Source organism: Franconibacter sp. IITDAS19, assembly GCF_023079515.1.
Lineage (GTDB): Bacteria > Pseudomonadota > Gammaproteobacteria > Enterobacterales > Enterobacteriaceae > Franconibacter > Franconibacter pulveris.
Genome location: NZ_JALJCP010000003.1, coordinates 517603 through 542427, shown reverse-complemented (window position 1 = coordinate 542427; position 24825 = coordinate 517603). Strand labels below are relative to the sequence as shown.

Annotated in this window: 27 protein-coding genes and 1 pseudogene; 19 read left to right on the top strand and 9 right to left on the bottom strand. The window is 57.2% G+C overall.

Annotation, left to right across the window (positions count from 1 at the left end; all coding sequences use genetic code 11):
• Positions 1-100 precede the first annotated feature (100 nt).
• The gene (locus MT962_RS12260; RefSeq protein WP_247365702.1) at positions 101-340 is read right to left on the bottom strand and encodes a putative T6SS immunity periplasmic lipoprotein; all 240 of its coding nucleotides are present in this window, start codon (positions 338-340) and stop codon (positions 101-103) included.
• Between the two features lie 243 nt (positions 341-583).
• On the opposite strand from MT962_RS12260, the gene MT962_RS12255 reads away from it, so the two are divergent.
• Positions 584-2551 carry a PhoX family phosphatase gene (locus MT962_RS12255; protein WP_247365700.1) on the top strand — a complete coding sequence of 656 codons (1968 nt, stop codon included), beginning with the start codon at positions 584-586 and terminating at the stop codon, positions 2549-2551.
• Between the two features lie 38 nt (positions 2552-2589).
• Here MT962_RS12255 and MT962_RS12250 read toward each other — a convergent pair whose 3' ends face one another.
• Entirely contained in the window at positions 2590-4416 is a 1827-nt protein-coding gene (locus MT962_RS12250; protein WP_247365698.1) for a glycoside hydrolase family 15 protein, read from the bottom strand.
• 331 nt (positions 4417-4747) lie between these two features.
• On the opposite strand from MT962_RS12250, the gene yncL reads away from it, so the two are divergent.
• A complete protein-coding gene (gene yncL, locus MT962_RS12245; RefSeq protein ID WP_071788503.1) occupies positions 4748-4840 on the top strand; it encodes a stress response membrane protein YncL in 93 nt (30 codons plus the stop codon).
• A gap of 103 nt (positions 4841-4943) precedes the next feature.
• Here the strand turns inward: yncL and MT962_RS12240 are convergent, their stop codons facing one another.
• A complete protein-coding gene (locus MT962_RS12240; protein ID WP_034882227.1) occupies positions 4944-5102 on the bottom strand; it encodes a YqaE/Pmp3 family membrane protein in 159 nt (52 codons plus the stop codon).
• Positions 5103-5266: 164 nt separating this feature from the next.
• Here MT962_RS12240 and MT962_RS12235 point away from each other — a divergent pair.
• Positions 5267-5526 (top strand): annotated as a pseudogene (locus MT962_RS12235) (helix-turn-helix transcriptional regulator); the annotation flags it as partial.
• 83 nt (positions 5527-5609) lie between these two features.
• Here the strand turns inward: MT962_RS12235 and MT962_RS12230 are convergent.
• Both MT962_RS12230 and MT962_RS12225 read right to left on the bottom strand, forming a co-directional pair.
• On the bottom strand, positions 5610-6023 hold the full coding sequence (locus MT962_RS12230) for a hypothetical protein (RefSeq protein WP_247365696.1): 414 nt from the start codon (positions 6021-6023) through the stop codon (positions 5610-5612).
• 8 nt (positions 6024-6031) lie between these two features.
• The gene (locus MT962_RS12225) at positions 6032-6742 is read right to left on the bottom strand and encodes a hypothetical protein (RefSeq protein WP_247365694.1); all 711 of its coding nucleotides are present in this window, start codon (positions 6740-6742) and stop codon (positions 6032-6034) included.
• Positions 6743-7061: 319 nt separating this feature from the next.
• On the opposite strand from MT962_RS12225, the gene MT962_RS12220 reads away from it, so the two are divergent.
• Positions 7062-7241 carry a hypothetical protein gene (locus MT962_RS12220; RefSeq protein ID WP_024558434.1) on the top strand — a complete coding sequence of 60 codons (180 nt, stop codon included), beginning with the start codon at positions 7062-7064 and terminating at the stop codon, positions 7239-7241.
• A 26-nt stretch (positions 7242-7267) separates the two neighbouring features.
• On the opposite strand, the gene MT962_RS12215 is transcribed toward MT962_RS12220, so the two are convergent.
• On the bottom strand, positions 7268-7609 hold the full coding sequence (locus tag MT962_RS12215) for a hypothetical protein (protein WP_024558435.1): 342 nt from the start codon (positions 7607-7609) through the stop codon (positions 7268-7270).
• 4 nt (positions 7610-7613) lie between these two features.
• Positions 7614-7808, bottom strand: a complete 195-nt coding sequence (locus MT962_RS12210; protein ID WP_247365692.1) for a hypothetical protein — start codon at positions 7806-7808, stop codon at positions 7614-7616.
• A gap of 382 nt (positions 7809-8190) precedes the next feature.
• Here MT962_RS12210 and MT962_RS12205 point away from each other — a divergent pair, with 382 nt between their 5' ends.
• Positions 8191-8643, top strand: coding sequence for an L-alanine exporter AlaE (locus MT962_RS12205; RefSeq protein ID WP_247365690.1), 453 nt, complete (start codon positions 8191-8193; stop codon positions 8641-8643).
• Positions 8644-8684: 41 nt separating this feature from the next.
• Here MT962_RS12205 and MT962_RS12200 read toward each other — a convergent pair whose 3' ends face one another.
• Positions 8685-9026, bottom strand: a complete 342-nt coding sequence (locus MT962_RS12200; protein WP_024558437.1) for a DUF2002 family protein — start codon at positions 9024-9026, stop codon at positions 8685-8687.
• 163 nt (positions 9027-9189) lie between these two features.
• Between MT962_RS12200 and MT962_RS12195 the strand changes: the two genes are divergently transcribed.
• On the top strand, positions 9190-9525 hold the full coding sequence (locus MT962_RS12195; protein WP_024558438.1) for a DUF883 family protein: 336 nt from the start codon (positions 9190-9192) through the stop codon (positions 9523-9525).
• Positions 9526-9557: 32 nt separating this feature from the next.
• On the opposite strand, the gene MT962_RS12190 is transcribed toward MT962_RS12195, so the two are convergent.
• Complete coding sequence (locus MT962_RS12190; protein WP_048887651.1) at positions 9558-10925, bottom strand: PLP-dependent aminotransferase family protein; 1368 nt, start codon at positions 10923-10925, stop codon at positions 9558-9560.
• A gap of 307 nt (positions 10926-11232) precedes the next feature.
• On the opposite strand from MT962_RS12190, the gene nrdH reads away from it, so the two are divergent.
• The 13 genes from nrdH (at position 11233) to emrB (ending at position 24820) form a co-directional block, all read left to right on the top strand.
• Positions 11233-11481 (top strand): glutaredoxin-like protein NrdH, encoded by a 249-nt coding sequence (gene nrdH / locus MT962_RS12185; protein WP_024558440.1) that lies wholly within the window; start codon positions 11233-11235, stop codon positions 11479-11481.
• On the top strand, positions 11478-11888 hold the full coding sequence (gene nrdI, locus MT962_RS12180; protein WP_024558441.1) for a class Ib ribonucleoside-diphosphate reductase assembly flavoprotein NrdI: 411 nt from the start codon (positions 11478-11480) through the stop codon (positions 11886-11888). Before nrdH ends, nrdI begins: the two co-directional genes overlap by 4 nt.
• Complete coding sequence (nrdE, locus tag MT962_RS12175; protein ID WP_247365688.1) at positions 11861-14005, top strand: class 1b ribonucleoside-diphosphate reductase subunit alpha; 2145 nt, start codon at positions 11861-11863, stop codon at positions 14003-14005. The genes nrdI and nrdE overlap by 28 nt, the downstream gene beginning before the upstream one ends.
• 9 nt (positions 14006-14014) lie before the next feature.
• Entirely contained in the window at positions 14015-14977 is a 963-nt protein-coding gene (nrdF, locus tag MT962_RS12170; protein ID WP_247365687.1) for a class 1b ribonucleoside-diphosphate reductase subunit beta, read from the top strand.
• A gap of 353 nt (positions 14978-15330) precedes the next feature.
• A complete protein-coding gene (gene proV / locus MT962_RS12165; RefSeq protein WP_024561422.1) occupies positions 15331-16533 on the top strand; it encodes a glycine betaine/L-proline ABC transporter ATP-binding protein ProV in 1203 nt (400 codons plus the stop codon).
• Positions 16526-17599, top strand: a complete 1074-nt coding sequence (gene proW / locus MT962_RS12160; protein ID WP_024561423.1) for a glycine betaine/L-proline ABC transporter permease ProW — start codon at positions 16526-16528, stop codon at positions 17597-17599. The genes proV and proW overlap by 8 nt, the downstream gene beginning before the upstream one ends.
• A gap of 88 nt (positions 17600-17687) precedes the next feature.
• Complete coding sequence (gene proX / locus MT962_RS12155) at positions 17688-18683, top strand: glycine betaine/L-proline ABC transporter substrate-binding protein ProX (protein ID WP_247365686.1); 996 nt, start codon at positions 17688-17690, stop codon at positions 18681-18683.
• A gap of 273 nt (positions 18684-18956) precedes the next feature.
• Positions 18957-20147 (top strand): MFS transporter, encoded by a 1191-nt coding sequence (locus MT962_RS12150; RefSeq protein ID WP_028019997.1) that lies wholly within the window; start codon positions 18957-18959, stop codon positions 20145-20147.
• 120 nt (positions 20148-20267) lie between these two features.
• A complete protein-coding gene (locus MT962_RS12145) occupies positions 20268-21014 on the top strand; it encodes an AzlC family ABC transporter permease (protein WP_024558916.1) in 747 nt (248 codons plus the stop codon).
• Complete coding sequence (gene ygaH, locus MT962_RS12140) at positions 21004-21339, top strand: L-valine transporter subunit YgaH (protein WP_048887647.1); 336 nt, start codon at positions 21004-21006, stop codon at positions 21337-21339. Before MT962_RS12145 ends, ygaH begins: the two co-directional genes overlap by 11 nt.
• Before the next feature lie 90 nt (positions 21340-21429).
• Positions 21430-21960 carry a transcriptional repressor MprA gene (mprA, locus tag MT962_RS12135; RefSeq protein WP_024558918.1) on the top strand — a complete coding sequence of 177 codons (531 nt, stop codon included), beginning with the start codon at positions 21430-21432 and terminating at the stop codon, positions 21958-21960.
• A 134-nt stretch (positions 21961-22094) separates the two neighbouring features.
• Complete coding sequence (gene emrA, locus MT962_RS12130) at positions 22095-23267, top strand: multidrug efflux MFS transporter periplasmic adaptor subunit EmrA (protein ID WP_024558919.1); 1173 nt, start codon at positions 22095-22097, stop codon at positions 23265-23267.
• A 14-nt stretch (positions 23268-23281) separates the two neighbouring features.
• Positions 23282-24820 carry a multidrug efflux MFS transporter permease subunit EmrB gene (gene emrB / locus MT962_RS12125; protein ID WP_024558920.1) on the top strand — a complete coding sequence of 513 codons (1539 nt, stop codon included), beginning with the start codon at positions 23282-23284 and terminating at the stop codon, positions 24818-24820.
• Positions 24821-24825: the final 5 nt, after the last annotated feature.

The window sequence follows — 24825 nt, the reverse complement described above, 5'->3', positions numbered from 1 at the left end:
TCCAGCCCATTCGGCGACAGGACATAATCCGCAATATACTGCCTGCCGTTCTCGAACTTATAAAAAGAGGGAGGCACACATAACTGGCCATCTGTGACTTTTAGCGGGGGCTTATCACTAAAAAAACCCGCTCTTTCATCGGCGTTTCTCTTGGGTTAATAGCGATAAAAACAGGTTGATAATTTTTCGGGTTCGCTACAAAAAAGCACACCTTTTCACCTTTCATACTCACGCTGGTCGATTCAGAAGGCACCATAATATCGCCGTAACCAGGGCAACCGGTAAGCGCAAAAGGTAATATAAACATTAACGCGTTACGGAATAATTTGCTGCCTGTCATTCTCTGCTCCCTTAAGTAATTCACTGTTCCTTTAACGATCATATCGCATTAAATAAGGTCAATATTCACGTCTGTCTTTATACCCCTTATTTTGCTGGCTTCATAATGTTTAAACAGGCGATACGGCTTTCAGCTCATCCTTAGCTCCACAGCCCCCACTTGTTATAAAAGTGTAACAATCCATCCCTACACTGGCTTGCGTTCTTCGAATGCCCCTCTGGCAGCACATGACAGGAAGCCACTATGAGCAGACCATTAATCAAAAAAGAACACAGTGAAGAGATCAGCAACCGCAGCAGCAACCCGGTGTTCTCGGACGTTGCCGACGCCTTTCTTTCCCGCCGCCGCTTTTTACAGCTCGGCGTGGCGGCGGGCGCCGCCGTCTCCTTCCCTCTGTTGCTGAAGTCTGAAAACGCCCTGGCCGCCAGCGGCGCCAGCCCGTCTAAAATCGCGAAAGCAGTATCGCTGGGCTTTACCAGCATTCCGGTCTCTTCAGAAGACACCGTTATCGTCCCGGAAGGGTACATCGCGCGTCCGTTCTACCGCTGGGGCGACGCGGTGGGCCTTAAAGGCAACCTGCCTGCGTTTAAAAAAGATGGCAGCAACACCACCGAAGAGCAGGCCGCGCAGGCGGGCATGCATCACGACGGCATGGCGTGGTTCAGCCTGCCGCAGGGCGGTGAAAGCGCCGAACACGGCCTGCTGGCGATGAACCATGAATACATCGACAACGGCATGCTGTTCAAAGACGGCGTAGCGAACTGGAGCGCCGACAAAGCGCGCAAAGGCCAGAACGCCATGGGCGTGTCGGTTATCGAAGTGAAGAAAAACGGCCAGCAGTGGGAAGTGGTGCGCCCCTCCTCGTTCGCCCGCCGTATTACCGTCAACACCCCGATGCAGCTAAGCGGCCCGGCCCGCCACAACGACCTGATGAAAACCGCCGCCGACAGCAAAGGCGAAGTGGTGCTCGGCACCATGCAGAACTGCGCCAACGGCCACACGCCGTGGGGCACCTACCTCACCTGTGAGGAGAACTGGTCCGATATATTTGTGAAAAAAGGCGAGATGAACGCGCTGGAAAAACGCTACGGCATCAGCGACAGCGACGACTCATACCGCTGGAACGAAGTGGACGAGCGCTTCAGCGTCGACAAAACGCCGAACGAGCCGAACCGCTTCGGCTGGGTAGTGGAGATAGACCCGTATAACCCGAACTCGACGCCGCGCAAGCACACCGCGCTGGGCCGCATCAAGCATGAAGGCGCGGCGGTAACCATCGCGCCGGATAACCGCGTGGTGGTCTATATGGGCGACGACCAGAAGTTCGAATACATTTATAAGTTCGTGTCGGACAAAAAATATGACCCGGCGAACCGCGAAGCAAACCTGTCGCTGCTGGAGTCCGGCACGCTGTATGTGGCGAAGTTTAACGACGACGGCAGCGGCGTATGGCTGCCGCTGGTGCACGGCGAGGGCGGCCTCGACAGCAGTAACGGCTTCGTAAACCAGGGCGACCTGCTTATCAAAACCCGCATGGCGGCGGACGTGGTGGGCGCCACGAAGATGGACCGCCCGGAGTGGATAGCCGTGGACCCGCACGCCGCAGGCAGCGTCTACTGCACATTGACCAACAACAGCGACCGCGGCAAAGAGGGCAAAGCGCCGGTCGATGCCGCCAACCCGCGCGCCAACAACGTCTTCGGCCACATCATGCACTGGGTGGAAGAGAACAGTGACCCGGCCGCGCCGCGCTTTACGTGGGACATTCTGGTGATGGCGGGCCGCACCGACGGCGAGGACGAAAAAGCGAAAGGCTCGATGAAAGGCGCGGCGTTCGGCAGCCCTGACGGCCTCTCCTTCGACCCGCGCGGCGTGCTCTGGATCCAGACCGACGTCTCCTCCAGCACTATCAACAAAAAAGCGTACGAAGGGATGGGCAACAACCAGATGGTAGCGACCATTCCCGGCACCAACGAGTACCGCCGCTTCCTGACCGGCCCGCGCGGCTGCGAAATCACCGGCATCGCCTTTACGCCGGATAACCGCACGCTGTTTATTAACATCCAGCACCCGGGCGAAGGCGGGGACGATCTCACCGACCCGGCGAACCCGACGGCGGTCTCCAGCTGGCCGGATGGCGATAAGGCGGGTCGTCCGCGCTCCTCAACCGTGGTTATCACTAAAGCTGACGGCGGCATCATCGGCACCTGACGCACCCTGAAAAAAAGAGGCCCGCGGGCCTCTTTTTTTTATACGCGGTGGCCGGGGTTGTTATCTGAAAGCGCATTGGCCGCGCAGATAAACGCCAGGTGGCTCAGCCCAAGCGGCATGTTGCCGCGCCAGCTCTGCGTGCGGGTGTCGTACATCTCGTTGAAGATCTGGATATTGCCGGTGTTACAAAGGGTATCCAGGATTTCCTGCATATCTTTCTGCGCCTGCCCGGTTTTTTTCAGCTCCGCCAGCGCCTCGACGCGCCAGAAAGCGCAGGCGACGAAGGTGCTCTCTTCCACTTCCACACCGGAATAGCGGTAGAGCATCGGGCTGTTGTGGCCCAGCTCCTGATAAATCGCCTCCAGCGTGGCGAGCATGCGCTTGCGGTTGACCCGGCTGCCATAGTAATGCGTGAGCGTAATGGCCGCGTCGAGCCGCTCGCTGCCCGGGTAAAAAGTGTAAGCCTGGCGGGACTCGCTCCAGCAGTGCTCCTCTACCCAGTCGCGGATGCGGTCGCGCTCGCGCTCCCAGCGCCCTTTCCACGTCGGCTCGATGTGCCCGCCTTCCGCCAGCGCCACCGCCTGGTCAAGCGCCAGCCAGCAGGCCATTTTCGAATGGGTGTAGTGCTGCTCTTCGGGCAGTTCCCAGATGCCGGAATCGCGCTGGCGCCAGGAGTCCGCGCAGCGGTTCGCCAGGTGGCCCAGCAGGCGCGATGTGGCAAGATCCAGCACGTGGCCGACCTCAATAAAGAGCCGGGCGGTGGCGAGGAGATCGCCATACATGCTGAGCTGCTGCTGGGTGCGGGCGTTGTTGCCGACCCGCACCGGCTTCGAGCCCCGGTATCCCTCCAGCTCCGGGTAGCGCTCTGCGGGCACAAAATCGCCCTGCAATGTGTAGCAGGCGCGCAGTTCGGCGTCGTGGCGGATGATGGTGGAGGTGAGCCACGAGAACGCGGCTTTACAGTCCTCCAGCGCGCCGAGATAAACGAACGATTTAATGATTAAGCAGGCGTCGCGCACCCAGGCGTAGCGGTAGTCGTAGTTTTTTTCCTTACCGAGGCCTTCCGGCAGCGAACAGGTGGCGGAGGCGGCCAGCGCCCCGGTCGGCGCGTACCAGAGAAACTTCAGCGCCAGCGCAGAGCGCTTAATATGTTCTGGAAACGGCCCTTCCCAGGTGAGGTTGTTGACCCAGTCGCACCAGGCGGCGTGGCTGGTCTCGATGCGCTGGTCGATTTTCCCGACGGGCGGTACCGCCAGCGGCTCTTTTTCCGTCGCCACCAGCCCCACCACGGCGCGCGATCCGGGCGACGTGGTGAGCGTAGCGACAAGGCCTTCATCGTCGCTGCGGTCGATAACTACCTCATCGGAAAAGCGCGGCATCACCATCAGGTCGCCTGCGTGAAAAACAGGCTTCTTTTGCACCCTGTCGAGCCACGGCGAGAGTTTCTCCGCCTGGGTGCCGAGTTTCATCTCAAGGCGCAGCCGCACTTCGCCTTTTATTCCTTCAACCCGACGCGCCAGCTCGCTCCACGGTAAACGCCCGGCGAAGGTGCTGTTAATCGACTCGGTGATCAGCACTTCGCCGGAGGCAGTGGTATAGCGCGTCTCCAGCACGTTGCTGTCGTCGCGGTAGCTGCGGGACATCTCCCACTCCTCTTCCGGCGCCAGCTTAAAAAAACCGCCCAGGTTTGCATCCAGGATACGGTCAAACAGCGGCGGTGAATCCAGGTCAGGCACGCACCACCAGTCGATGGCGCCATCCGGGGCGATTAAGGCGACCGAGCGGCCCTCGCCAATCGCGGCGTAATCGCCAAGCTCAGCGTAGCCGTCTTCTCTGGCGGGGGATCGATAGGTTTTATTTTTCACGTGTGACGGGTTCCCTGGTGACAAAAGTAATCCGTTGTCCTTCAGACAGTGGAAAGACAGTAAAGCGGTACGTTTTCAGCATAGTACATCTGTGATCGCCATCACTGCGGGAGAGAAAAAGCGGGAAACATCCTGGCGGGGAGGAATCGAAATAACCTGCTGTAAAAATTAGCTTTTTTACAATATTAATGATGTCAGTTAATTATCCTGCTAATTTTTTTGCATCTTGTGCGGTTTCAACTACCTTTGGTGGTAGTTATTGGCTGACTTTTTGATCGTTTATCTTTTATCGCATTTTTACATTCACCTTTATTTGTTACAGGTTCGCAAAATGAACGTCTCCAGCAAAACTGTCATTCTCCTTAACTGTCTGGCTGCCGCGGGTCTCCTGTTGACGCTCTCCGTGCGTTTTCAATGGCTATGATGTTGCGAATTGCGCCTTAAGAGACTGTGCCGTCTGCCCCCTGCCTGACAAAAAGCCCGCTGAAGCGGGCTTTTCTGTTTATGTTATGCGGCGTTGGGCGGGCTTAATTACGCGTCTGCACCCAGAAGGCGTGAATGAGGCCAGGGATGTAGCCCAGCAGCGTCAGGATGATGTTCAGGATAAACGCCCAGCCGAACCCTTTGCCAATCAACACGCCCAGCGGCGGCAGAATAATAGTAATAATGACTCTCCAGAATCCCATAGTTACTCCTGTATTGTTTTTTGCAGGTTCTTGTAAAAACATCAATTTTTATTAAGTCTAGCTGCTGTGGCGCAAATCGCTACCTGCCATACAGGACTTTACGGTTACTAACGCGGGTATACAGAGAATAAAACGATGCGATTATCCCTGTTTGGGATTAAAAAAATTCTGCTGATACCGTCTCCGCCCTTAAAAAGCGCAAGACCCGCCTCGCGGCCCTTTCACGTGCGCACGGTCTGAGTTCATCCACGCTTGCCAACGCCCTCACTCGCACCCGTGGCCGAAAGGTGAACAGCCGATCGCCGACGCGCTCGGCGTTCCCGCCGCTGAAATCTGGCCAGCTCGCTATTTCGACGAACAGGATCGCTACCAGCGTATTGGTGCCGCGCGGCCACGCAGCGTATTACGTCCAGGCATAGTGTAAAAACAAGGGGAAAGGAATGCCCTGAACGTTGAGCACACAAAGAAAACCCGCCGGAATGCGGGTTAAAAATGGAAGGTGATGGTTTACCTGCGCGGCTTTAATAACTGATTAACCATATCATCAACCTTTTCCGCTTCCCTGAGCGCAGTAATGGCGGTGATCCGGTTGAGCTTTTCATACAGCCGGTAATCCGCTTTGATTCTTTGCTCGTGATACTGCTTTAGCTTCAAACCGATCTCCTGCATGCTTGCCACATCGTAGCCGCTGACCTGCGCGGCCTCTCCGCTGCATAAGAAGGTATACAGCCGCTGGTGAACGCCTCCGGGTAAGCTTTCTCCAGAGAGCGTTTTAACAGGGATCCGATTGCCGGTGACGCGCATTGCGGAGTGATACATCCCATAGTAAGCGCGGCTGATGGCGCTTCGCGTCCACGCTTCGCCGTTTTTCTCCAGCGCCGCTTGCGCCAGATGGAAAAAACAGGTGTGTTCAACTGCCATGGTTTCCCCTACGCCACAAAGTAGCCGAAACATGGGCTCATTTGCAGACTATGCGCGATTAAGCCGCTTATCATTTCGTTATTAAGCACAGAAAGCTGGTCGGGATCTGTGGTTTCCACCGTTACCGAGAGCGTCAGGGTTCCTTCCTCAAAACAGTCAATGCAGGCACCGCCAAGGGGCAAGCGGTGTTTATCTGCAATGTTCATCATAAGAAAAGCGATGCGCTTTAAATCCGCTACGCTGTCGCCTTGAGAAAGAAGGAACGCAGACAAGCGCACAGCTTGCTCGCGCTCCTGATGATGAGGCAGCGACAGGGTGTTTATAAGCGAAACCACATGATTAAGCGTATCGACGTCGCCCCAGTAAGCGCTGGCGATAGCCAGCTCTGTCAGGATGAAAGGGTCATTCCCTTCCGCGGCGTTTGTTAACAACGCATAGCTTTTACAATGCTCCCCCTGCGAGCGAAGCGCCTGCACACGGTTCAATAAAGAAACCGTCTCTTCAGGCGCGTCTTCATCGGGCGTGCCTGACATGCGGCGGTCTGCATAACCCCGTTTCGCCAGGCTTTTAAAACTCAACGGCTGATAAGGCGGGGCGAAGATTTCCGACTCGTTAACCCTGCACTGCTGCTCTGTTTCGCAGAACGGTTGATTCCCCTGAAACAGAGAAGGCGTCCGGTTTTCCATTACGGGATGACATTTTGGTTGTTCTGTTTGCATAGTTTGCCGCTTCCTGTAACAACGTTATCTGTCTGCGCAGCCGGGGCGCGCCGCACTCTTTATAGTAACGAAAGTGTACTGCCGGAAGCGGGCGCCGGGCCCGAGCCAAATTCTGATTACTGATCAGCGTGATTCAGCACTGCGGGACGCCTCGCATCGTTTTTGTAAACGTTGCAGGTTAGCGGGTTGCAAACGGAAAAATTCGCCACTACAACATTTTCTTATCATGCTAATAACGAGCGCGTTACTAATCCGCTTGTCGGCACGCGCTGGCCTGCGCTAATGTTGCTGAACGACTTAAACAATTCAGGAGGTGAATATGTTCCAGCCAGGCGATCTGGTGCAGCCGCGTCTCGGCGGCCCGAAGCTTAAAGTTCTGGAAGTGCACAGCGACCAGGTTGTCGCCGTGCGCGCCGATGACGAAAACGGCGAGAAATTTACGCTGAAAGCGGCGGATGTTGCGCTTTACAACGAAGAAGGCGACTTTGGCGTTTGCTAAGCCGTGGGCCCCCTCCGGCGAGGGGGTTAGTTTTTTTCAGCCAGCTCGCTTTTTTCTCCTGCATTTTCCTGGGGGCATGCCAGCGCCATATAAGCGCCCCACTCCCGGTAAAACGTCACGATTTTTCTGCGTAATTCCGCCAGCGCCGCTTCGCTGTGAAGGGTGATGGCGCCGCGTTCTTCATCGCAGAAGTGCGTTTTAATATCGACAAACATCTGGCGTAAAGGCGGGGGAATTTGCTGAGCCGACGTCGCCGTTAGCCACACCAGCCAGAAGCGCAGCAGGCGCTGTTTCGGCTCCCCCTCACCACAAAGCGCAATCAGCGCCTCTTCAAGCTCCGCCAGTCCCTGAGCGTAAACACTAAGCATAGTTTTATCCTGAGTACTTAACATGGCGCTCAGCATAGCGCCGCGCCGCGGGCGGTGGGGTTACTTTGGTTAAACTCTCTTTTGCAACGGGCTTATTAAATAACCAGCGTGAATAGGTCTGCGCACGAGTGAAGCGCAGAGCAATAGCCCGAGCAAAACCGCATAAATAGTCATAAAAATGAATAATTACCCACGCCATTTAACAGAACAAAATCCTGTAAAAAGCTGACTTGTAAAATTAAAAGACGACAGCGCGCCTGAATCGTTTCATTCAGCAGATTCCACTCTGTAAAGCGATACGCCTGGCGTTCACCCAAAGATGAATAACCACAATAAAAAAATTTAAACTCTTGTTTTTAAATAAATAATTTAGGTTAGCAACAAAAAATCACGATCGGAGGGCCAAAACGATTTGTTAAAAGCATTTTGTTAACCAAACGGCTTTAAATAAAAATAAACCGCTAATTGTCTGTTTATATGTAGTCATATAACCTGACATCATACGCAAACCCCTTTGCATAATACTAATCACCCGCCATTCTGCTGGGTTATCACGCTGCTTTCCCTGAGGAGTAATAAAGATGTTTTCGCCGCATTCTCGCCTGCGTCACGCCGTTGCCGACACGGTCGCCATGGTAGTGTATTGCTTCATTGTGGGGATGATGATTGAAATTTTTATCTCCGGGATGAGCTTCCAGCAATCGCTCTCTTCACGCTTAGTGTCCATTCCGGTGAATATCGTGATCGCTTTTCCGTACGGCATTTATCGTGACGTCATGATGCGACAGGCGCAGCGGCTGAGCCCGGCGCGAACGGTCAGAAGCCTGGCGGATATGCTGGCCTATGTGACATTCCAGTCGCCGGTTTACGCCGCCATTCTGTTGTTTGTTGGCGCGGACTGGCAGCAGATTGTCACCGCCGTCAGTTCCAATATGGTGGTGTCGATGCTGATGGGCGCAGCCTATGGCTATTTCCTGGAGTTTTGCCGTCGCCTGTTCCGGGTGAGCGCTGCGCCGGTTAGCGCGCAAGCGTGATGAAGAAAAGCAGCGCGACAGGGTAAAGCCTGTCGCGTTTTTTACTGGTCGCCAAAGAGACCGGAGAGATAGCGCTCCAGCGCCATGCGTGAACTAAACCCATGCGGAATACCGTAATGCTCCTGCGCTTCGCCGCCCAGGTACAGAGGAAACTGCTGATAGTGATCGCAGGTTTTCATTTCCGAAGCCGGTTCCGCAAGCGATGAGCTGCGCTCTTTAAGCGTCGGATGAATGATAAGCGCAGTGCGGCCCATACGCGCTTCGCGGTTCACATACACATAATTATCACCGCGGCGGTAACCATAGGTTTTGGGCGTCACCACATCCATTGTAAAGCCAGCTTTTTCCAGGACGCGCGCCACCTCGTCGGGTCGTAAATACATACCTTTTCCTCGTCATTTTCTTACTGCATCGCAACCTTACAATAAGCAGCATTAGCAGGGCTTTCGGAAAAGTCCATAAACGCCCGAACAAGGCGTGACGGGCTTCAAGCGGCAAAAATGTGGTCTACACTGTTAACTACATGACTGAAAAGGAGGATTCAAAATGGCTAACAAATTTACCCGTACAGATGCCCAAGAAGGCGTACAAGAAATTAACGACGATGTGAGCCGTCTGGCAGATTCCCTTGAGGAACTCCTGAAGTCCTGGGGCAGTGATGCCAAAGACGAAGCGGATAACGCTCGCCGTAAAGCTGAATCGCTGTTGCGCGAAACCCGCGCCCGCATGCAGGGCCGCAACCGCGTGTCGCAGGCCGCGTGCGATGCCGTAAGCTGCGCGGATACGTTCGTGCGTGAAAAACCCTGGTCAAGCGTAGGGATTGGCGCGGCTGTCGGCCTGTTCCTCGGCGCCCTGCTGGCGGGTTCCTCCTGCCGCCGTTAATCGCTTTCGCTCCCCGGCCCTGCCGGGGAGTTTTATTTTAAGGCCTCGCGTAACGCACGGGCCTGTTTCCTCGCCTGCTCGGGCGTTGCGATGTTTGTAAAGCTCATGATTAATCCTTTCTCGCCTGGGTGCGCGATACGCCAGTCGCTCAACGCCTGCACCGCCAGCCCGGCGGCGACCGCCTTGCCCGCCAGTTCGCTGTCTTCACGCTCGACCGGCACCACAAGCTGAATGCCGCCCTGCTGCGGCGTGACGCTGAACCCCTGTTCCGCCAGCGCGCTTTCCAGCCACTGGCGACGTTGCCCATAGCAGTGACGCATTTTCCTGAGATGCCGCCAGAAATGCCCTTCACGGATAAAATCGGCGATGGTCTGCTGGTAAAGCGGCGGCACCGTGCAGGGGAGCTGTTTTGCCGCCGCCTGAAACGCCGCCACGCACTGGGGCGGCACCACCAGCCAGGCGGTGCGAAGCGCAGGAAAAAGCGATTTGCTGAAAGAGCCTGCGTAAATAACCCGTTGCGGGGCGTCGAGGCTTTTCACCGGCGGCAGCGGCCTGCCCTGGTAGCGAAATTCGCTGTCATAGTCGTCTTCAATAATCCAGCGTGCGTTAAGCGCCGCCCAGTCGAGCAGTTCGCGGCGACGAGGGAGTGAAAGCGCCACCCCGAGCGGGCTCTGGTGCGCCGGGGTGATAAGCACGAAGCGGGCGTCCGGGTGTTGTCTTATCCCTTCACGAACATTCATGCCGTCGCCATCCACCGGCACCGGACAGAAGCGCAGCCCCGCCTGCGCCAGCACCGGACGAATAAACGGAAACCCCGGGTCTTCCAGCCAGATACCGTCGCCTGGCTGCGCCAACGCGCGCATGGTAAGCGTCATCGCCATCCCGTACCCGGCGGTGATGAAGACTTGCTCCGGCTGGCAGTCGATGCTGCGTGAAAAACGCACATAATCGACGATGGCCTGACGCAGCGCGGTTTCCCCTTCGCTTTGCGGCGCGGCGAGATCGAAACGGGTTTGCAGCCGCAGCCTGCGCCCCATCAGCCGTGACCAGAGCGCACGGGGAAACGCGTCCAGCGCGGGCAGCCCCATCTGAAACGGCAGCGGCTCGCCATTGCCAGCCGGCGCGACGCTGGCAGTAAAGCCAGGCTGCGCCGGAGAAAGCGTCTGGCTGACGAACGTGCCCGCCTGCCCGCGCCGCTCCAGCCACCCCTGCGCCACCAGCTCGCCATAGGCGTTTTCGATAGTAGCGCGGGCAACGCCCATCTCCAGCGCCATGGTCCTGCTGGAAGGCAGACGACTGCCGGGCGCCAGCTCGCCGCTGAGAATAGCCTGGGTGAGCTGACGGGCGATTTGCTGATAGCGCGGCAGCGCGTGCCCGGATGAATCCTTCTCCTGCCTCATGGTCTGTTCACCTGGATAACTTTCGTGAATAGTTGCAGGCCATTACAGGAGACTGGCCTGCCCGAAAAAGCGATTTTAGCCCGTTTAACGCGCCGGACCATACCCGCTGTAGTCCCTTATTACAGGCTTTTTGCCCGCCAGCGCGGTTTGCCATCGCGTTGATCATTCCACTTTCTTCAATTGGAAAATCCCATATATTGCGTGGTTGAAAGTTATAGCAACTATATCTAGTATCTTCTTTAACAACGACCACTATCCTTCCACGCAGTAGCGCGGCAGGTTTCTATTCACAAGGGAAATACGAATCATGCGTATACTCATTTACACCCGCAATGACTGTGTACAGTGCCACGCGACCAAACGAGCCATGGAGAGCCGCGGTTTGCGCTTTGAGCTGATCAACATTGACGAACAGCCGCAGGCCGCTGATGAACTGCGCGCTCAGGGCTTTCGTCAGTTGCCGGTGGTGGTGACGGATGAAACCAGCTGGAGCGGCTTTCGCCCCGACATGATCAACCGTCTGCGCCCGGCGGGCGGTCTTGCGGCCAGCGCATGAGCACGCTGGTCTACTTCTCCAGCGCGTCGGAAAACACACACCGTTTTATCACGCGTCTGGGGTTGCCGGCGGTGCGTATCCCGCGCGATATGCACAGCCGGTTACAGGTAGACGAGCCTTACATCCTGGTGGTTCCCAGCTACGGGGGCGGCGGTACGGCAGGCGCCGTGCCGCGCCAGGTTATCCAGTTTCTTAACGATGAACATAACCGATCGCTGTTACGAGGCGTGATTGCCGCCGGCAACCGTAACTTCGGCGAGGGTTTCTGCCGCGCCGGGGATGTCATCGCCCATAAATGTCACGTGCCTTACCTTTACCGCTTTGAACTGATGGGCACGCAGGCCGATATCGACAACGTGCGTAAGGGAGTAAGCGAATTTTGGCAACGACAGAAATCACCCGCGTAACGCAGAGCGCGCCGGACTATCATGCGCTGAACGCCATGCTGAATCTTTACGATAAAGCAGGCCGCATTCAGTTTGAGAAAGATAAAGACGCGGTGGCGGCGTTTATGGCGCAGCATGTAGCGCCGAACAGCGTCGCGTTCGCCAGCCCTCAGGCGCGTCTCGACTATCTGCTGGCGGAGGGCTATTACGACAAAACGGTGTTGCAGCGTTATAACCCGGCCTTTGTCGACGCGCTTTTTGCGCAGGCGCACGAGAGCGGCTTCCGGTTCCAGACCTTCCTCGGCGCGTGGAAGTTTTACACCAGCTACACGCTGAAGACTTTCGACGGCAAACGCTACCTGGAGCATTTCGAAGACCGCGCCTGCATGGTGGCGCTCACGCTGGGCCAGGGCGACGAAACGCTCGCCAGCCGCCTGCTTCAGGAGATGTTAAGCGGCCGCTTCCAGCCTGCCACGCCCACCTTCCTTAACTGCGGCAAAATGCAGCGCGGCGAACTGGTCTCCTGCTTTCTGCTGCGTATTGAAGACAATATGGAGTCGATAGGCCGCGCGGTGAACGCCGCGCTGCAGCTCTCCAAACGCGGCGGCGGCGTGGCCTTATCGCTTTCCAACCTGCGGGAAGCGGGCGCGCCTATCAAGCGCATCGAGAACCAGTCTTCAGGCGTGATCCCGGTGATGAAAATGCTGGAAGACGCCTTTTCTTACGCCAACCAGCTCGGCGCGCGTCAGGGGGCGGGGGCGGTCTACCTTAACGCCCACCACCCGGACATCCTGCGCTTTCTGGATACCCGGCGCGAAAACGCCGATGAGAAAATCCGTATCAAAACGCTCTCGCTTGGCGTGGTCATCCCGGATGTCACGTTCCACCTCGCCAGGGCCAACGCGCAGATGGCGCTCTTCTCCCCCTATGACGTAGAGCGCCTCTACGGCAAAGCGTTTGGCGATATCGCCGTTACGGAGATGTATGACCAACTGGTGACGGATGAGCGGGTGCGTAAAAGCTGGATCAACGCGCGCGATTTCTTCCAGACGCTGGCGGAAATCCAGTTCGAGTCGGGTTATCCGTACATCATGTTTGAAGACACCGTCAACCGCGCCAACCCGATTGCCGGGCGAATCAACATGAGCAACCTCTGCTCGGAGATTTTGCAGGTCAACAGCCCGTCGACGTACGACGAAAACCTCGACTATGCGCAGGTGGGTAAAGATATTTCCTGCAACCTCGGCTCCCTGAATATCGCCCACACCATGGATTCGCCCGACTTTGGCCGCACCGTGGAAGTGGCGGTGCGCGCACTGACGGCGGTCTCTGATATGAGCCACATCCGCAGCGTGCCGTCGATTGAAGCGGGCAACGCGAAGTCGCACGCCATCGGGCTTGGGCAGATGAACCTGCACGGCTATCTGGCGCGGGAAGGTATCGCGTACGGCTCGCCGGAAGGGCTCGATTTCACCAATATCTATTTTTACACCATCACCTGGCACGCGCTGCACACCTCAATGATGCTGGCGCGCGAGCGCGGGCAGCGCTTCGAGGGTTTTGAGCAATCGCGCTACGCCAGCGGCGAGTACTTCGATAAGTATCTTGAGCAGACGTGGATGCCGAAAACCGCCAAAGTGCAGGCGCTGTTCGACCGCGCCGGCATCGCCATTCCGACGCAGGAGATGTGGCGACGACTGCGCGACGAGGTGATGCAGTTTGGTCTTTACAACCAGAACCTGCAGGCGGTGCCGCCGACCGGCTCCATCTCTTACATCAACCATGCGACGTCGAGCATTCACCCGATTGTCTCGAAGATTGAAATTCGCAAAGAGGGCAAGACTGGACGCGTTTACTACCCGGCGCCCTTTATGACCAACGAAAACCTGGCGCTCTATCAGGACGCCTACGAGATTGGCCCGGAGAAAATTATCGACACCTACGCCGAGGCGACGCGCCACGTCGACCAGGGGCTGTCGCTGACGCTTTTCTTCCCGGATACCGCCACCACGCGCGATATCAACAGGGCGCAGATTTACGCCTGGAAGAAAGGCATCAAGACGCTTTACTACATTCGTTTGCGCCAGATGGCGCTGGAAGGAACCGAAATCGAAGGCTGCGTTTCGTGCGCCCTGTGAGGAATTAACATGACCCGTTTAAGCCGTATTTCCGCCATTAACTGGAACAAAATCCAGGATGAGAAAGATTTAGAGGTGTGGAACCGCCTGACCAGCAACTTCTGGCTGCCGGAGAAGGTGCCGCTCTCTAACGACATTCCAGCGTGGCAGACCTTAACGCCGCAGGAGCAGCAGTTAACTATCCGCGTCTTTACCGGCCTGACGCTGCTCGACACCATCCAGAACACCGTCGGCGCGCCGACGCTGATGGCGGATGCGCTCACGCCGCACGAGGAGGCCGTGCTCTCGAACGTCAGCTTTATGGAGGCGGTGCACGCCCGCTCCTACAGCTCTATCTTCTCCACGCTGTGCCAGACGAAGGATGTGGACGCCGCCTACGCCTGGAGTGAAGAGAACGCCCCGCTGCAGCGCAAGGCGCAGATTATCCTTGAGCACTACCGCAGCGAAGATCCGCTGAAGAAGAAAATCGCCAGCGTTTTTCTGGAGTCTTTTCTTTTTTATTCAGGCTTTTATCTGCCGATGTACTGGTCGAGCCGCGGGCGACTTACCAACACCGCCGATCTCATTCGCCTTATCATCCGCGACGAGGCGGTGCATGGCTATTACATCGGCTACAAATACCAGCAGGGGCTGTTGAAAGTGGACGCCGCGCGCCGCGACGCGCTGAAAAGCTTTGCGCTGGATATGCTGATGGATCTCTACGACAACGAGCTGGCCTATACGGAGGCGCTTTACGGCGAGGTGGGCTGGACGAACGAGGTTAACGCTTTCCTCTGCTACAACGCCAACAAAGCGCTGATGAATCTGGGTTACGACGCGCTCTTCCCGCCGGAAATGGCGGAGGTCAACCCGGCTATTCTCGCCGCGCTTTCGCCTAATGCCGATGAAAACCATGACTTTTTCTCCGGCTCCGGCTCTTCCTACGTCATCGGAAAAGCCGTGGAAACCACCGACGAAGACTGGGATTTTTAAGGCGCTGCGGCACGGAAATAATTCCCCTGATTTCCGTGCCGATTATTTCCTGCAACAGCCATTCCTCTCTTAATATCCCCTGGCCGCTTTGTATTAATATCGCCGCCATTTTTTTGGCGCGATATTGTGGTTTCCGTTGGCATTTCAAGACGATTGCCAAAAAATTATCCTGCCCGGCAGTTCTCTCTCAGCCCTTATATCATGGGGCGTTACGGCAAACCATAACAACAATAGGATGGGAAGCATCCCACATTAAGGGTTGTCTCAGAATCTGAGTATGCTAGGGTATGGCCCAGAAATTATTTCCATCAGGAATTGTTTAGCGCATAAAATAACGGGAACACTGATATTGCATGGCAATTAAATTAGAAATTAGAAACCTGTATAAAATATTTGGGGAACATCCTCATCGCGCCTTTAAATATATAGATAAAGGTTTATCGAAAGCAGAAATTCTGGAAAAGACCGGGCTGTCTGTTGGCGTAAAAGACGCCACTCTGGCCATTGAAGAAGGCGAGATATTCGTGATCATGGGATTGTCCGGCTCCGGAAAATCCACCCTGGTTCGCCTTCTCAATCGCCTGATTGAACCCACCCGTGGGCAGGTGCTGATTGATGGCGTCGATATCGCCAAAATTTCAGACGCCGAGCTTCGCGAGGTGCGCAAGAAAAAGATTGCGATGGTCTTCCAGTCATTTGCCCTGATGCCGCACATGACGGTGCTGGATAATACCGCCTTTGGCATGGAGCTTGCGGGTGTGGCGGCGAAAGCGCGCCAGGAAAAAGCGCTGGACGCGCTGCGCCAGGTCGGCCTTGAAAATTACGCGCACGCTTATCCGGATGAACTCTCCGGCGGCATGCGCCAGCGCGTCGGTCTCGCCCGCGCGCTCGCCATTAATCCCGATATCTTATTAATGGATGAAGCTTTCTCGGCGCTCGACCCATTAATTCGTAATGAAATGCAGGACGAATTAATTAAATTACAGGCGAAACATCAGCGCACCATTGTCTTTATTTCTCACGATCTTGATGAAGCCATGCGTATTGGCGACCGCATCGCCATTATGCAAAACGGCGAAGTGGTGCAGGTCGGCACGCCGGATGAAATTCTGAATAACCCGGCAAATGATTACGTGCGCACGTTCTTTCGCGGCGTGGATATTAGCCAGGTCTTCAGTGCCAAAGATATTGCCCGCCGCACCCCGGTGGGGTTGCTGCGCAAAACGCCAGGTTTCGGCCCGCGTTCGGCAATTAAATTATTGCAGGATGAGGACCGGGAATTTGGCTATGTGATTGAACGCGGCAATAAATTTGTCGGCACCGTGTCGATTGATTCCCTCAAAGCGGCGCTGGCGGCAGGCCAGGGGCTGGATAACGCCCTGCTCGACGCGCCTGCGGCGGTGAGCGCCGAAACGCCGCTTAGCGAACTGCTCTCGCCAGTCGGGATGGCGCCCTGCGCCGTGCCGGTGGTCGGCGAAGCGCAACAGTACATCGGCATTATCTCCAAGGGGATGCTGCTGCAGGCTTTAGATCGCGAGGGGGCAAACAATGGCTGATCAAAACAATCCGTGGGATACCGGCGCGACCAGCGCGGCGCAGAGCAGCTCCGCCGCTAACAGCGCCGACGCGTGGGGCAGCCCGACGCCTGCGCCCGAAAGCGGCAGCGCCGACTGGCTGAACAGCGCGCCTGCGCCGCAGCCGGAGCATTTCAATATTCTCGATCCGTTCCACAAGACGCTGATCCCGCTCGACAGCTGGGTAACGCAGGGGATCGACTGGGTGGTGATGCACTTTCGCCCGCTGTTCCAGGGCATTCGCGTGCCGGTGGATTATATCCTGAGCGCTTTCCAGCAACTGCTGCTGGGCATGCCGGCGCCGGTGGCGATCATTATCTTCGCGCTGCTCGCCTGGCAGATTTCAAGCCTCGGCATGGGCGTGGCAACGCTTATCTCGCTCGTCCTCATCGGCGCGATTGGCGCCTGGTCGCAGGCGATGGTGACGCTGGCGCTGGTGCTGACCGCCCTGCTCTTCTGCGTGGTGATAGGCCTGCCGCTGGGCATCTGGCTCGCCCGCAGCCCGAAAGCGTCGAAAATTATTCGCCCGCTGCTGGATGCGATGCAGACCACCCCCGCGTTTGTTTATCTGGTGCCGATCGTCATGCTGTTCGGCATCGGCAACGTGCCGGGCGTGGTGGTGACGATTATCTTCGCCCTGCCGCCGGTGGTGCGCCTGACTATCCTTGGCATCAACCAGGTGCCGGAGGATTTGATCGAAGCGGCGCGATCGTTCGGCTCAAGCCCGCGCCAGATGCTGTTTAAGGTGCAGCTGCCGCTGGCGATGCCAACCATCATGGCGGGCATTAACCAGACGCTGATGCTGGCGCTCTCGATGGTGGTGATCGCCTCGATGATCGCCGTCGGCGGGCTTGGTCAGATGGTGCTGCGCGGCATCGGCCGTCTCGACATGGGCCTCGCCACCGTGGGCGGCGTGGGGATTGTTATCCTTGCGATTATCCTGGACCGTCTGACCCAGGCGGTCGGCCGCGATGCGCGCAGTAAAGGCAACCGCCGCTGGTACGCCACCGGGCCGCTGGGGCTGCTGACCCGCCCGTTCACCCGTTAATGCAGTTTGCCCGGCGACGCCGTTCGCCGGGTCCCTTTCCTGAAGGCAGTTCGTGCTGCCGCCATTCATACCGATAAAAGGAATAACGATGCGACATTCTGTTCTTTGCGCCACAGCTTTTTCCACACTCGTTAGCACCACCGCTTTCGCCGCCGACCTGCCGGGCAAAGGCATTACCGTACAGCCGATACAGAGCACTATCTCTGAAGAGTCGTTCCAGACGCTGATTGTGAGCCGTGCGCTGGAGAAACTCGGCTACACCGTTAACAAGCCGAGCGAAGTGGATTACAACGTGGGTTACACCTCTATCGCCTCTGGGGACGCGACCTTTACCGCCGTGAACTGGCAGCCGCTGCATGACGATATGTACACGGCGGCAGGCGGCGACAAAAAGTTTTACCGCGAAGGGGTTTATGTCACCGGCGCGGCGCAGGGTTACCTTATTGATAAAAAAACCGCCGAACAGTATCACATCACCAACATCGCGCAGCTGAAAGACCCGAAGATTGCGAAGCTGTTTGACAGCAACGGCGACGGCAAAGCGGACATGATGGGTTGCACGCCGGGCTGGGGCTGCGAAGCGGTGATTAACCATCAGAATGAAGCGTTCGACCTGGCGAAAACCGTCACCGTGAACCACGGCAACTACGCAGCGATGATGGCCGACACCATCGCCCGCTTCAAAGAAGGCAAGCCGGTGCTTTATTACACCTGGACGCCGTACTGGGTGAGCGACGTCCTCAAGCCGGGCAAAGATGTGGTGTGGCTGCAGGTGCCGTTCTCCTCACTGCCGGGCGAGCAGAAAGATATCGACACCAAACTGCCGAACGGCGCGAACTATGGTTTCCCGGTGAACACCATGCACATCGTCGCCAATAAAGCCTGGGCACAGAAAAACCCGGCGGCCGCGAAGCTGTTCGCGGTGATGAAGCTGCCGATTACCGATATCAACGCCGAGAACGCGATGATGCATAGCGGCAAATCTTCAGAGGCGGATATCCAGGGTCACGTCGACGGCTGGATCAAAGCCCACCAGCAGCAGTTCGACAGCTGGATCAAAGAAGCGCTGGCCGCGCAGAAATAATGGCTTACGCCTTTTGAAAAACACCCGCCTTTATGGCGGGTGTTTTGTTTCAGGGCGGCGATAAACATTCCTGCTGCCCATTGCTGATGGATAGCGCTGCGCTTATCCCACTTATGCCGTTACGCGGTGCAAATGGCGCTGCGCCTGCGCCAAAAGGCACAATCCGACACGTAACAACTTCTCAACAATATGGCGCTATCGTGTTGTTTCGTTATGATATTACCCCATGGCAAGGGCGCATCGCCCACGCATTTACCCCCAACAAAAAGACCAATGACTACAAAATCTCAAGGACTTAGCCCGGCGCTTATCGCGCTGATGTCTGTCGCCACCGGCCTGACCGTCGCCAGCAACTATTATGCGCAGCCGCTGCTGGATACCATCGCCCGCGCCTTTTCGCTTACCGCAGGCCAGGCCGGGTTTATCGTTACCGCGGCGCAATTGGGTTACGCCGCCGGGTTGCTGTTCCTCGTACCGCTCGGCGATATGTTCGAGCGCCGCAAGATGATTGTGTCGATGACGCTGCTCGCCGCCGCCGGGATGCTTATCACCGCCAGCAGCCAGTCGCTCTCGATGATGATCCTTGGCACCGCCCTGACCGGCCTCTTCTCGGTCGTGGCGCAGATTCTCGTGCCGCTTGCCGCCACCCTTGCCGCCCCGGAAAAACGCGGCAAAGTGGTAGGCACTATCATGAGCGGCCTGCTGCTCGGCATCCTGCTGGCGCGCACGGTGGCGGGGCTGCTTGCAAGCCTTGGCGGCTGGCGCACCGTTTACTGGGTGGCGACGGCGCTGATGGTTATTATGGCCCTCGCCCTCTGGCGCGGTCTGCCTGCCGTGAAGCAGAACACGCACCTTAATTACCCGCAGCTGCTGGCTTCCGTTTTCTCGCTGTTCACCCGCGACAAGCTGCTGCGCACCCGCGCCCTGCTCGGCTGTTTCACCTTTGCTAACTTCAGCATTCTCTGGACCTCGATGGCCTTTTTGCTCGCCGCGCCGCCGTTTAACTTCTCTGAAGGGACCATCGGCCTGTTTGGCCTTGCCGGCGCGGCGGGCGCGCTGGGCGCGCGTCCGGCAGGCGGGCTTGCCGATAAAGGCAAAGCGCACCTGACCACGACCATCGGTCTTATTCTGCTGCTGCTCTCGTGGGCAGCGGTGGCGCTCGGCCAGTTCAGCGTTATCGCGCTGATAGTCGGCATTCTGGTGCTGGACCTCACCGTGCAGGGCGTGCATATCACTAACCAGAGCGTTATCTACCGGCTCTACCCGGACGCCCGTAACCGCCTTACCGCCGGGTATATGACCAGCTATTTCATCGGCGGCGCGGCAGGCTCGCTGCTGTCGGCCTGGGCATGGCAGCACGGCGGGTGGAACGGCGTCTGCCTTGCGGGCGCGACGGTGGGCCTACTAAATCTGGTGGTATGGGGATTAGGCTATCACCGTCAGAGCGGGGATGACCTGCATTAATCGTCGCCTTAAGGCGCACCACGGGCAATTGAGGGTGTTAAGGGCGCTAACAGTCTGTTAAGGTTATGTAGACTTATTCATTCGAGTGATTTTAACGCCGGTGATTTATCAATAACTAATATGGAAAGCCCTGCACCCCTTAGCGTGACCCACACCGGCAGCGAAGCGACGCTGCGGGAAGGGGTCAGAGACAGCCTGCCGGTGGTTATCAGCTATCTCCCCGTTGCGTTCGCTTTTGGGCTGAACGCCACCCGCCTGGGGTTCTCACCACTCGAAAGCCTTTTCTTCTCCTGCATTATTTACGCAGGCGCCAGCCAGTTTGTGATTACCGCCATGCTGGCGGCGGGCAGCTCGCTGTGGGTCGCCGCGTTAACCGTCATGGCGATGGATGTGCGGCACGTGCTTTACGGCCCTTCGCTGCGCACCCGTATACATCAAACGTTAAATAAAAAGAAAACGGCGGTCTGGGCCTTTGGCCTGACGGACGAAGTGTTTGCCGCCGCCACCGCCAAACTGGTGCGCGATAACCGCCGCTGGACAGAAAACTGGATGCTCGGCATCGCCTTTTGCTCGTGGTTCTCCTGGGTTCTCGGCACGCTTATTGGCGCTTACTCCGGCAACGGGCTGCTGGAGGGGTATCCCGCCGTTGAGGCGGCGCTCGGTTTTATGCTGCCTGCGCTGTTTATGAGCTTTTTGCTCGCCTCTTTTCAGCGCAAACAGAGCCTGAGCGTCGCGGCTTCGCTGGCAGGCGCGTTGTCTGGCGTTACCCTCTTTTCTATTCCCGCCGCGATTCTCGCGGGCATCGTCTGCGGTTGCCTCACGGCGCTGGTGGAACACCTTCGCAAGGAGGCCGACAATGCGCACTGACGTGCTGCTGCTCGGCCTGCTGGTCGGGTGCGTTAACTATCTTTTTCGCTATTTGCCATTGCGCCTGCGTGCCAGCGCGGCGTCCCCGGCAAAACGTGGAGCGACCCGCGTGTTGCTCGACACAATTGGTATCGCGTCTATCTGTGCGCTGCTGGTGGTCTCCAGCGTACCGGAAATCTTTCACGATACTCGCCGTTTGCTCCCGACGCTTGTTGGCTTTGCGGTTTTGGGAGTGAGTTACTACAAGACTCGCAGCATTATTTTTCCCACGCTGTTGAGTGCTCTGGGCTATGGAGTTGCCTGGAAGCTCCTGATGTTTTTATAGATTTTGCTGATGAATAACCGTGATTAATATGTTTGCTTTATTTGTCACAATAGTTATTATATCGGCTGTAATTAATGAGGTTATGCCCAAATGGATAGTTCGTTTACGCCCATTGAACAAATGCTGAAATTCCGCGCCAGCCGCTACGAGGATTTTCCTTATCAGGAAATTCTGCTCACCCGCCTGTGTATGCATATGCAGGGCAAGCTGCTGGAAAATCGCAATAAGATGCTAAAAGCTCAAGGGATTAACGAGACGTTGTTTATGGCGTTGATTACGCTTGAGTCGCAGGAAAACCACAGCATTCAGCCAAGCGAGCTGAGTTGCGCGCTGGGTTCCTCCCGCACCAACGCCACCCGCATCGCCGATGAACTGGAAAAGCGCGGCTGGATTGAACGCCGCGAAAGCGACAACGACCGCCGTTGTCTGCACCTGCACCTGACCGCCAAAGGCCAGGAGTTTTTAAGCCAGGTGCTGCCGCCGCAGCATAACTGCCTGCACCAGCTCTGGTCTTCGTTAAGCGCAAGCGAGAAAGAGCAGCTTGAGCAGATCACGCGTAAGCTGCTGACTCGTCTCGACCAGATGGATGAAGACGAAAGCGTGCTTGAAGCGGTGCGCTAATTTCCCATCAGCGCGTTTGGCATTATTTCAAAAAGACTGACACGACAGGCCAGCAGGATACTGCTGGCCTGTCTGGCTAAAACCGGTCGGCACAGCCGATAACAAAAGAAAATAAGAAGAACGTGGAGAGAAACATGAGCGCAAATGCGGAGAGCCAGACCCCGCAGCAACCAGTCAAAAAGAAAGGGAAACGCAAGGGCGCCCTGCTCTTACTGACTTTGCTCTTTGTTATTATTGCCGTGGCATATGGGATCTATTGGTTTTTAGTGCTGCGTCATTACGAGGAAACCGACGACGCTTACGTGGCGGGCAACCAGGTGCAGATTATGTCCCAGGTGACCGGCAGCGTGACCAAAGTCTGGGTGGAAGACACCGATTTTGTTAATAAAGGCGACGTGCTGGTCACCCTCGACCCGACCGACGCCCAACAGGCCTTTGAGCGCGCGCAGACGCAGCTTGCTTCAAGCGTGCGCCAGACCCGCCAGTTGATGATCAACAGCAAACAGTACCAGGCCAATATCGAGCTGCAAAAAACCCAGCTCGCCCAGGCGCAGAGCGACCTTAACCGTCGCGTGCCGCTCGGCAGCGCCAACCTGATTGGCCGTGAAGAGTTGCAGCATGCCCGCGACGCGGTAGCGAGCGCGCAGGCGCAGCTTGATGTGGCAGTGCAGCAATATAACGCCAACCAGGCGATGATCCTCGGCACGAAGCTTGAAGATCAGCCTGCGGTGCAGCAGGCGGCGACCGAAGTGCGCAACGCCTGGCTTGCGCTGCAGCGCACCAAAATCGTCAGCCCGATGAGCGGCTACGTCTCCCGCCGCGCCGTTCAGGTAGGCGCGCAGATTAGCTCCAGCACGCCGCTGATGGCGATTGTTCCCGCCACTAACCTGTGGGTGGATGCGAACTTCAAAGAGACGCAGCTTGCGCATATGCGCATCGGCCAGCCTGCTACCGTGGTGAGCGATGTCTACGGCGACGAAGTGACCTACAACGGCAAAGTCGTCGGTCTGGATATGGGCACCGGCAGCGCCTTCTCGCTGCTGCCTGCGCAGAACGCCACCGGCAACTGGATCAAAGTGGTACAGCGTCTGCCCGTACGCGTGGAAATCGACGCCAAACAGCTGGAGCAACATCCGCTGCGCATCGGCCTTTCCACGCTGGTGAAGGTGGACACCACCAACCGCGACGGCGCTGTCCTCGCCACCCAGAGCCGCAAGCAGCCCGCGTATGAAAGCAACGCGCGTGAAATCAGCCTTGAGCCGGTTAACAAACTGATCAACGACATTGTGCAGGCGAACGCGGGCTAATCCGCGGAGGTGGTATGCAACAACGTAAACCGCTTGAAGGGGCGAAACTGGTCATTATGACCATCGCCCTGTCGCTGGCGACTTTCATGCAGGTGCTGGATTCCACCATCGCCAACGTGGCTATCCCGACCATCGCCGGTAACCTTGGCTCTTCGCTGAGCCAGGGCACCTGGGTTATTACCTCTTTTGGGGTGGCGAACGCTATCTCTATCCCCATAACCGGCTGGCTTGCCAAACGGGTCGGCGAGGTAAAGCTCTTCGTCTGGTCAACCATCGCCTTCGCCATCGCCTCCTGGGCGTGCGGCGTCTCCAGCAGCCTGACCATGCTGATTTTCTTCCGCGTGATCCAGGGGATTGTCGCCGGGCCGTTGATCCCGCTTTCGCAGAGCCTGTTGCTGAGCAACTACCCGCCCGCCAAACGCTCCGTTGCGCTGGCGCTCTGGTCGATGACGGTTATCGTTGCGCCTATCTGCGGGCCGATTCTCGGCGGCTGGATCAGCGATAACTATCACTGGGGCTGGATCTTCTTCATCAACGTGCCGATTGGCGTCGCCGTGGTGTTGATGACGCTGCAAACCCTGCGCGATCGCGAGACGCCTACCGAGCAGCGACGCATCGACGCCGTGGGCCTGGCGCTGCTGGTCGCGGGCATTGGCTGTTTGCAGATGATGCTCGACCGCGGTAAAGAGCTCGACTGGTTTAACTCCACGGAAGTGGTAGTGCTGGCGGTCGTGGCGGTGGTGTCGATTTGCTTCCTGATTGTCTGGGAGCTCACCGACGAACACCCGATAGTCGACCTTTCGCTGTTTAAGTCGCGAAACTTTACCATCGGCGTGCTCTGCATCAGCCTCGCCTATATGCTCTACTTCGGCTCGATAGTGCTGTTGCCGCAGCTGTTGCAGGAGGTCTATGGCTATACCGCCACCTGGGCGGGGCTCGCCTCGGCGCCGGTGGGGGTTATTCCGGTCATCCTCTCGCCGATTATCGGCCGCTTCGCCCATAAGCTCGACATGCGTAAGCTTGTGACCTTCAGCTTTATCATGTACGCGGTCTGCTTCTACTGGCGCGCTTACACGTTTGAGCCGGGCATGGATTTTGGCGCTTCGGCGTGGCCGCAGTTTATTCAGGGTTTTGCGGTGGCCTGCTTCTTTATGCCGCTCACCACCATCACCCTTTCCGGCCTGCCGCCGGAGCGGCTGGCGGCGGCGTCGAGCCTGTCGAACTTCGTGCGTACGCTGGCGGGCTCTATCGGCACCTCCATTACCACGACGCTCTGGACGAACCGCGAGTCGCTGCACCACGCGCAGTTTACCGAATCGGTCACGCCTTATAACCCGAACGCCCAGCAGATGTACGACCAGCTGCAGGGCATGGGCATGACGCAGCAGCAGGCTTCCGGGTATATCGCCCAGCAGATAACCAACCAGGGGTTGATTATCTCCGCTAACGAAATCTTCTGGGTCTCTGCCGGTATGTTTGTGGTGCTGCTGGGGCTTATCTGGTTCGCCCGTCCGCCGTTTGGCGCAGGCGGAGGGGGCGGCGGCGCTCACTAACGAAA